Here is a 7186-nt window from a genome sequence, read left to right as displayed (position 1 = left end):
CTGGCCCGTGCCACTGAACCGACGCGCGACCTGCTCCGCGTAGCAGTGCATGCAGCCCGGCGACTCGCGGCTGCACCCACGCAGCGGATTCCAGGTTTCGTCAGTCCATTCGATCGTGGTTTTACCCATCACTCACTCCATTTCGTGCAATGCAAGCTGCCGGTGCATCGGGAATCGGGAGATCCGCCTTCATTGCGTGCGCCTTCCGGCTGCATGGGTGGAAAGAATCCGCAGTGCATCGCGCTGCGCGTCGTCCAGCCCGGCGTCGGTGACGCCCTCGCAGCCGTGTGCGATCACGGCGCCGTAGAGCCGGGCCAGCGCGCGAGCCTCTGCGCTCCCAGCGAATGCTTCGTCCGACGACGAACGCATGCGCCACCCCTCGATCGCCGCCTCGATGTCGCTGATCGCGAAATTCATAAGGCATCCTCCCTGCGTACGAGCCAGTGCGCCGTGAAACCGCGCGCCCACGACGCCGCGTAGACCAAGCACAGCGCAAGCACGCCGTACTGATGCGCTCGCCACGCCATGTCGAACCAGAACGGCTGCGCGGCCAGCCCGAAGATGCAGGCCCAGCGCCGCCAGTGCACACGCCGGTCCTGCGACAGGAAAACGGCGAGCGCACCGCACAGGCTGATCACGATCTGTTCGATCATCTGCGCCGCGGCATCGGCGCTCATGAGACACACCCCAGCAGTTGCGCCTTGCCGATCGGGTCGTACCAGATTTCGGTGAGCCGCTTGTTGCGCATGAAAATGACGAGATCAACCGTTACGCGCACCTGTTCCATGATGAATTGCCAGTCGAGCGTCTGGCCGACCGCGCTTTGTTTGACCAGCGTCGCGATGCGCGAATGTGCCGAGCGCGCATCGTTGCAATGCACGGTTGTGATACCGCCGGGCGTGCCCGTGTTCAGCAGCGTCATGTAGTCCCATGTCTCGTCGCCGCGACACTCGGCGAGAAACACGCGATCGAACTTCATGCGCAGCGTGGAGCGCACCAGTTCCTTCGCCGGCAGCGTGTCGCTGAAAAACATGTGTACGCGGTTCGGGTGGTTCGGCAGCGACAGTTCCGGCGTGTCCTCAATCGTCCCGATCCGTTCATCGGACGGCACGAGGTCCGAGAGCGCCTTGTTCAGCGTGGTCTTGCCGGAGCCGGTGCCGCCGGCCAGCACAATGTTCAGCCGGTTGGCGACAGCGAGCTCGAGCATGCGCGTGACGTTGCGCTGGGCTTTCGCCTCGAGCATCTCCAGCTCGAACGGCTGCAGATCCAGCGACACCGACGTGTCGCGGCGCGGCGACACGTCCCGATAACCCTCGAACCAGCCGTTGCGCTCGTACTCAGCGACCGAGAAGCGCACGTCTGACGGGATCCGGATCGTGATGGAGATGGTGTCCTGCTCGCAGGCCGGCTGCATCAGCACGTGTCCGCGCTGGCCCTCGGGCAGGACCACCGGATGAATCGGCTCCTTTGTGGAGAACTTGCCGCCCTTCATCACCGTCAGGGCGTTCGCGAGCTTGAAGCACGCATCGAGCGAGCAGGCCGGTGCATCGTGCCGTCGCCATCCGGCACTCCCCTGTGTCCAGATCTCACCGGGACGGTTGATCGCGACCTCGGTGAGGCTACCGTCGAAGAAGTTCGAGATGCCCATCTGCTTGAGGAAGCTGCGGGCGATCGTGCCCTTCTCGATCACATCGATTACGACTGCACTCATTCGTACTCCTTTCTGGTTTAGGGTCACATCCGTTAATCAAAGTGCCGTGCAGAATCAACGAGGCGTGGTTCCCGTATCCTGCGGCTCGATCTGCACGGACACGCGATACGGGCGTCGATCGTCCGGCACGCTGCTCGCCAGCTCGCGGAGCGTTTGCGCCGGCGACGTGGAAACCACGGTTGCACTCAGGGGCACGGCCGGCCGGGTCAATTTCCAGCCCGCACCGCCGATTGCCACGGCTGCGCATAGCCCCGTTGCAAGCCAGATGCGCGCGATGCGTCGCGTCTGGTGATCGGGAATCGCCGGGGTTTCGACGGGTTGACGGTTAGTTGCGTGCGTTTCCATTGCGTGATCGACCGCATGATTGGCTGGCTCGTCGAGCGACGGCAACGCACTGTCGCCCCACTCCGAGATCGTCAGCCCGATACGCGCCCCGACGTTACGTAGCAGGTTGCGTCGCAGCGGCGCTGACATGTCGTCGATCCGGCACCCGTCGAGGGTCATGCAATCCTCAAACGCGTGCTCGTCGGCGATCTGCCTAAGTGGCAAGGCATCGGGAACCACACGCGCACGCCGTGCATCGACCCGTTCGGCCAGCTGCCGGATCGTGTTGCCGTAGAAACAGAAACGCAGGGCATCGCGCAGCTTCGTCTCGAACATGTCGCGATCGAGCCCATGCAGCGGGAAGTCGTCCGGGTAGGTGATCTTCAGGTTCATGGGTCCGTTCCTCATTGCTGCCCGTTCTGGCCAACCACGTTGCCTTGCGCATCGACGTTCTCATACACGCCACTCAGGTCGACGTCGCGCGCCACAAAGATATTGATGACCGAGCCCTGGTTCGAATACGCCGTCGGCGGGATGTTGATGGTGTTACGCAACGTTTCGGCGGCCACATCCTGCGTGGCGTTCGAACTGTTCGAGAATGTGATCTGATTGCCGCTGCCGCTCGCCTTGTTCGCCAGCGCCTGGCCGAAGTCGCCAATCAGGCTGACCATCAGCGCGCCCTTGAACCGCAGCCAGAAGTGCTCGTCGACGTAGGCTGGGATACCGGCGGCACCGAGCGGATCGGTAGCGGGCGAGTTCAGTGGAATGTGCACGTCGCCGTCGTCGATCTCATCCCAGATCGCGCCGATCACGCCCTGCCCCTGGATCACCGCATCGCGCTGCTCGCCCTTCGCCATCGCACCCTTGCGAACGAGCAGCGTCGTGCCATCGTCGGACCACACGTCCTGCGCGATCGGGCACCCGATCAGGCCCGGCCGGTCGGTACGGATCGCCGTCGACTGACCACAGCGGATCATCGTGTTGCGACTCAGCAGGTAGTGCCGGTTCGGCCGGAACGAGGCCTGCATCGGCTGCAGCTTTGACGGCTGCAAGGACTGGTCGATCGACGAACCGTTGCCGTCGCTGGTGTCCGTCTTGCCCGGCGAGCTGGACGTGCCGCCTGCATTGCGGCCGCGCAGCGCTGACAGACCCATCGACTTCGCCAGACCTGCCAGACCAGACGCATCGTGGCCGCTGGCCCCGGCGTTGCCGCTGCCGGTGTTGCCACCGCTGTCACCTGCAGTTTCGTTTGATGCCACGGGACCATCGTTGCTCTGGCCAGAATCGTTGCTGCCGCTCGCGACGAGCACGCTGCCCTGCAGGCGCCGCTCGGCCGGCGTGAGCGGCCGTGGCCGGTTGCTCACGGCCACCGCCTGTCCGTTTGTCTGCGATGCCGCGCCGGCCGGCGTCGCGAGGTGGGAATTCGCGGCAGCGGCGGCCGCAGCCTCCGACGCGGCACGGGCCTGATCTTCCGCGCGCTTGATCCGATCCTTCTGCGTCTCCAGATCCGCACCGGCGTCACTCGCGCCGCTGTCTTTCGGTTTTGTCAGCGCCGCCTGTTTCGCGTCCTCATGCTGCTGGAACAGGCGCTGCAGATAGATCGTGACGCCCGATGCACCCAGCGCAATAACAGCGAGCGCGACCAGCACCAGACGCAGCTTGCCCACGCGCGTCTTCCGGCGGCCCGGCAGGTCGAGCGAAGGCTGCGGGCCGACGTCGCTCGACGCCGCATGTTCCATTTCGTTTCGTTCAGTCATACCCTGTTCGCTCCCTGATCAGTTCGTCGATGCATCGGTATGGTCACGCGCGATGCGCGCGCTGCCCGGCACCGACGAGCCCGCACGGTTGTAATGACCATCAGGCGAATAGCCGTCGTTGCGGATACCCAGCACCGACTGGCCGTAGCGGATGACAAACGACTTCGACACTTCGTGCACGACGACCGTATCGCCCTCCATATGGAAGTTCGCCGTCGCCTCGCCGCCGTCGGGAAGCTTCGTGAAGATCGTCGGCAGGTCACGCGCGGTTGAGTACTTGAAGTACGTGAATCGGCCGTCGTCCCACAGCGCAGTCGGCGCGAGTGCACGATCGCCGCGCATCATGTACTGGATATTGGCTGCAGGAACCGACGCGACAGGTGCGGATTTCGCAGCGCCCACGCTCACGACCGATGCGGGAATAGCCGGCCCATTGCCCTGTTGACTGCCCAGCGCAGCGCTTACCGCCTGCTCGCGGCGCAGCTGCGCGCTCGCCGCTCTGGCACGCGTGTCCGGATAGTCGAAACGCAGTATCCATGTCGCCGGCTGTGCGGCCGACACGTCAACAAGCGAGAGCGGATAGGTGCGCCGGTTGGTGACCAGCAGAAGATTGGTTTCTGGCTGCGGCGCACCCGGTTTGAGCATCGCGCCACTGTCGTTGATGGCCACGTGCCACGCCTTGCCGTCTCCGATGCCCTCGCCGCTGTTGATGATGTGTTCGCCTGGCTCGAACTGGATCATCACCGCGCGCCCCGGCATGGTGGCCACACGATAGGCTTGGTCCGGATCGTAGGTCGCGCACTGGATGTGCGGGTCTGAACCGCAACTGCGCGGCGTTTCGAGCGCTCGCGCGTGGATCGGCGCCAACGCGAAACCCAGTGCGACCGCGCCCGCGCCTGCTGACATCCGGATCGTTCGTCCTTTCATGCTCCACCTCCGGCTGCCGCAGAGCCCGACGCCGGCGCAGCATCGGCGGGCGCCCGGGTCCAGTCTCGCGTGACCTCGTAGCTCGTGCAGCGAAAACCGTCAGCATTGATATCCTGCTGATCCTGCTTTTCCGGAACGTTCACACGCTCGAATGCGACCGTCGCAATCCAGTACGTCGGATCCGGCCGTTTCGCTGCGGGATTCAGCGGGACCAGCTGACGCGAGAAGAACACCTGCGCGGCGGGTGCGAACGTGATCGAGCCGACGTGTGCGATGACCCGCGCCTGATCCTTCAGCAGCTTGAGCGGGCCCACCGGGCCGCGGACCAGCCCGTCATAGGCTTCCTTCTCGTGATCGTCGCTCATGAACATCACCGCGGCGTGCGTGTCCGAAATCGTCTCCCAGTCGTAGCTCTCGCGTAGTTCGACGTAACGGTGCAGATCCGCGCGATCGGTCTTCTCCGAAAATGTGACGTGTCCGTTAGCTGTTGTTGGCAACACGTCGACCTTACCGGTCGACGAGTCCACGCGCAGCACGGCGGGCGGGTTCGGCCGCTTTAGGAGTCCTAAAGCCCCCATGCCAGAAACAGCGGCGAGAGCGACAACGCCCGATAACACCGAGCGCCGGTTCGCAATACGGGCCTTCTCCTCCGCTGCTTCGACCTTCGACTTTTCGAAGGCCTGTGCCTGTTTCAGGTACCAGCTGACCGCATCGCGCTCGCCCGACTCAACACCGCTCACCGGCGCGTCTGCGCGCGTGGTCGACCCGGCCGGGCTTCCCTTACGTTTGCGCGCGTTCGCTCCCGACGCAAACCATTGCCTGATAGTCGATGTCATCCTGTTCCTCACTTCGATTCCGTATGGCCCGATTGCTGGGCCAACGGCTGGTTGACGGGTACCCACTGGCCAGTTGGCTCGGGTGGTTTCGGCGGTGAGCTGCAGGCCTGCAGCGCAAGCGCTACCAACAGGATTGGAATGGAAGATTTCATGGTCTCCGGTTCCTCAACGCTGCGGCGTACGGCGAAAGCGCGACTCAAGAAAATCGCACAGTCCGGTTGAGATCGCGGCCCCCACGCTGGGAATGTGGCACGCCATGTAGCCCAATACCGCGCACAGACTGAACAGCGTGACGTATGCCGGGCGCAACGGCGCAACAATATGGCGAATCTCCCCTTGGTAGGGACTAAGCAACTGCCAGGCGAGCGCGCAGAAAAACGCGAGCAACACCACGTTGACGGCCAGTCCAAGGAGTGCCCGCGTTATCACAGCCCGCACCGGCACCCGTCGGTTTGCTGCATTGCTTTCTACTGGTTGCATGTCTTTCTCCGTGTCTCATTTAATCAAAAAACCGTGGCTACAGTTAACCAATGCAAAGCTGCGCTTTCAATCGTGATCTCCTGCTGTGTACACTTACTGCAGACGGTGGTAAATGAATGTACCAATGCTATTCAGCAATGCCAGCGCGAAACCAGCAAACGTGACCCAGCAGACAGCGAGCAACCACCAGCGGATCAGCTTCGCAAAAAAATCAGGCATGTACCCTCCTTACGCTTTCGACACGGATCCGCCCGTGTTTTGCTTACCCGCGCCACCTATCTTCATCTTCGACGCGGCAGCGAGAGCCCTACCAGCCGCACCGAGATTGCCGGTCATCGTGGAAATCCCCACACCGCTCGCCAACGCCGAAGCAAGACCCGGCAGATTGAGCGCGACAATGAAGAACACCACGCCCATCACATCGATTTCAACCACCTGTTTCATGGATGGGAAAGCCGATCCGGAAGGCGCGATCTTCTGCGCAAAACCCACCTCAATAGCGCCGGCACCCGCAAATAGAGCCACGAGAAGGGCGTAGTTAAGACACTGCCCTGCCCAGTTCCAGAAGAACTGACGCACCGGCGGAAACAGCGCCATTGAGATAAAGAGCGGCCCTAGCGCAAGCAGCAAACCGAGCGCAAATTTGGCGAGGATGATGTATGCAACGGCCAACCCCATAAACGGCGTCGCGAAGATAAGCAGCACCGTGATCACCCACACGGCACCGATGATCTGGAAATTGTGTGCGTTGTCGTAGATCTGCGCGCACGCGTTGATGTACGAGCTCAGCAGGTTATCCAGGCCGGAGATAGGATTCGCCTGCCCCGTGATCGCGCCGGCCAGTTGTTCACCCAGACCGTTCAAGGCAGGTACGATGTACGTGCTGTAAAACTGGATGTTCATCCCACACGTCAGGATGAACGCCCAGGTCGCCATACGCATGAGAAAGTCGTTGATCGGCTCGTCGTTGCGCCCCTGCCAGTACGTCCACAGGATCAGCAGCACATAAATGCTGAAACATGCTGCCATCAGTGGCGAGATCAATCCGATGATGCGCTCCGAACCCGAACTGATGGTCGAAACCACGTTCGCATCGAAGTCGGACGTCATGCTGGAAAAGATCGTCGTGGTGATCGGTGTGTATGACATAA

At 62.6% G+C, this 7186-nt stretch carries 12 protein-coding genes; all 12 read right to left on the bottom strand.

All coding sequences use genetic code 11. The annotated features are described in order from the left end of the window. Positions 1 to 129, bottom strand: a 129-nt coding sequence (locus tag AC57B6_RS02010) for a DUF5131 family protein (protein WP_496420613.1), incomplete at its 3' end; no start/stop codon positions are given. 60 nt (positions 130 to 189) lie between these two features. Beyond that, entirely contained in the window at positions 190 to 417 is a 228-nt protein-coding gene (locus AC57B6_RS02005) for a DUF3717 domain-containing protein (RefSeq protein ID WP_315697671.1), read from the bottom strand. Continuing rightward, positions 414 to 677 (bottom strand): hypothetical protein, encoded by a 264-nt coding sequence (locus AC57B6_RS02000; RefSeq protein WP_171928297.1) that lies wholly within the window; start codon positions 675 to 677, stop codon positions 414 to 416. Before AC57B6_RS02000 ends, AC57B6_RS02005 begins: the two co-directional genes overlap by 4 nt. Next, positions 674 to 1711: a P-type DNA transfer ATPase VirB11 gene (virB11, locus tag AC57B6_RS01995; protein ID WP_496417505.1), complete on the bottom strand. Its 1038-nt coding sequence runs from the start codon at positions 1709 to 1711 to the stop codon at positions 674 to 676. Before virB11 ends, AC57B6_RS02000 begins: the two co-directional genes overlap by 4 nt. 54 nt (positions 1712 to 1765) lie before the next feature. Further along, a complete protein-coding gene (locus tag AC57B6_RS01990) occupies positions 1766 to 2428 on the bottom strand; it encodes a hypothetical protein (protein ID WP_496417504.1) in 663 nt (220 codons plus the stop codon). Between the two features lie 11 nt (positions 2429 to 2439). After that, positions 2440 to 3792: a TrbI/VirB10 family protein gene (locus AC57B6_RS01985; protein WP_496420612.1), complete on the bottom strand. Its 1353-nt coding sequence runs from the start codon at positions 3790 to 3792 to the stop codon at positions 2440 to 2442. A gap of 18 nt (positions 3793 to 3810) precedes the next feature. Beyond that, entirely contained in the window at positions 3811 to 4719 is a 909-nt protein-coding gene (locus AC57B6_RS01980) for a TrbG/VirB9 family P-type conjugative transfer protein (protein ID WP_496420611.1), read from the bottom strand. Then, entirely contained in the window at positions 4716 to 5555 is an 840-nt protein-coding gene (locus AC57B6_RS01975) for a VirB8 family type IV secretion system protein (RefSeq protein WP_496416825.1), read from the bottom strand. The genes AC57B6_RS01980 and AC57B6_RS01975 overlap by 4 nt, the downstream gene beginning before the upstream one ends. An 8-nt stretch (positions 5556 to 5563) precedes the next feature. Then, positions 5564 to 5707: a hypothetical protein gene (locus AC57B6_RS01970; protein WP_496420610.1), complete on the bottom strand. Its 144-nt coding sequence runs from the start codon at positions 5705 to 5707 to the stop codon at positions 5564 to 5566. Positions 5708 to 5720: 13 nt separating this feature from the next. Then, positions 5721 to 6035 carry a hypothetical protein gene (locus tag AC57B6_RS01965; RefSeq protein WP_496416824.1) on the bottom strand — a complete coding sequence of 105 codons (315 nt, stop codon included), beginning with the start codon at positions 6033 to 6035 and terminating at the stop codon, positions 5721 to 5723. Positions 6036 to 6128: 93 nt separating this feature from the next. Continuing rightward, positions 6129 to 6254: a hypothetical protein gene (locus AC57B6_RS01960; protein ID WP_496416823.1), complete on the bottom strand. Its 126-nt coding sequence runs from the start codon at positions 6252 to 6254 to the stop codon at positions 6129 to 6131. A 9-nt stretch (positions 6255 to 6263) separates the two neighbouring features. Next, on the bottom strand, positions 6264 to 7184 hold the full coding sequence (locus AC57B6_RS01955; protein WP_137959719.1) for a TrbL/VirB6 family protein: 921 nt from the start codon (positions 7182 to 7184) through the stop codon (positions 6264 to 6266). Positions 7185 to 7186 lie beyond the last annotated feature (2 nt).

The sequence above is a fragment of the Paraburkholderia sp. BGA-UO-ETr-F12 genome, assembly GCF_059567945.1.
Note: the sequence above shows the minus strand (reverse complement) of the source record. Positions and strands in the feature narration are given on the sequence as shown.

Coding starts and splice junctions, on each gene's coding strand:
- AC57B6_RS02005 (WP_315697671.1), bottom strand. CDS start 417: ATGAATTTCGCGATCAGCGACATCGAGGCGGCGATCGAGGGGTGGCGC.
- AC57B6_RS02000 (WP_171928297.1), bottom strand. CDS start 677: ATGAGCGCCGATGCCGCGGCGCAGATGATCGAACAGATCGTGATCAGC.
- virB11 (WP_496417505.1), bottom strand. CDS start 1,711: ATGAGTGCAGTCGTAATCGATGTGATCGAGAAGGGCACGATCGCCCGC.
- AC57B6_RS01990 (WP_496417504.1), bottom strand. CDS start 2,428: ATGAACCTGAAGATCACCTACCCGGACGACTTCCCGCTGCATGGGCTC.
- AC57B6_RS01985 (WP_496420612.1), bottom strand. CDS start 3,792: ATGACTGAACGAAACGAAATGGAACATGCGGCGTCGAGCGACGTCGGC.
- AC57B6_RS01980 (WP_496420611.1), bottom strand. CDS start 4,719: ATGAAAGGACGAACGATCCGGATGTCAGCAGGCGCGGGCGCGGTCGCA.
- AC57B6_RS01975 (WP_496416825.1), bottom strand. CDS start 5,555: ATGACATCGACTATCAGGCAATGGTTTGCGTCGGGAGCGAACGCGCGC.
- AC57B6_RS01970 (WP_496420610.1), bottom strand. CDS start 5,707: ATGAAATCTTCCATTCCAATCCTGTTGGTAGCGCTTGCGCTGCAGGCC.
- AC57B6_RS01965 (WP_496416824.1), bottom strand. CDS start 6,035: ATGCAACCAGTAGAAAGCAATGCAGCAAACCGACGGGTGCCGGTGCGG.
- AC57B6_RS01960 (WP_496416823.1), bottom strand. CDS start 6,254: ATGCCTGATTTTTTTGCGAAGCTGATCCGCTGGTGGTTGCTCGCTGTC.
- AC57B6_RS01955 (WP_137959719.1), bottom strand. CDS start 7,184: ATGTCATACACACCGATCACCACGACGATCTTTTCCAGCATGACGTCC.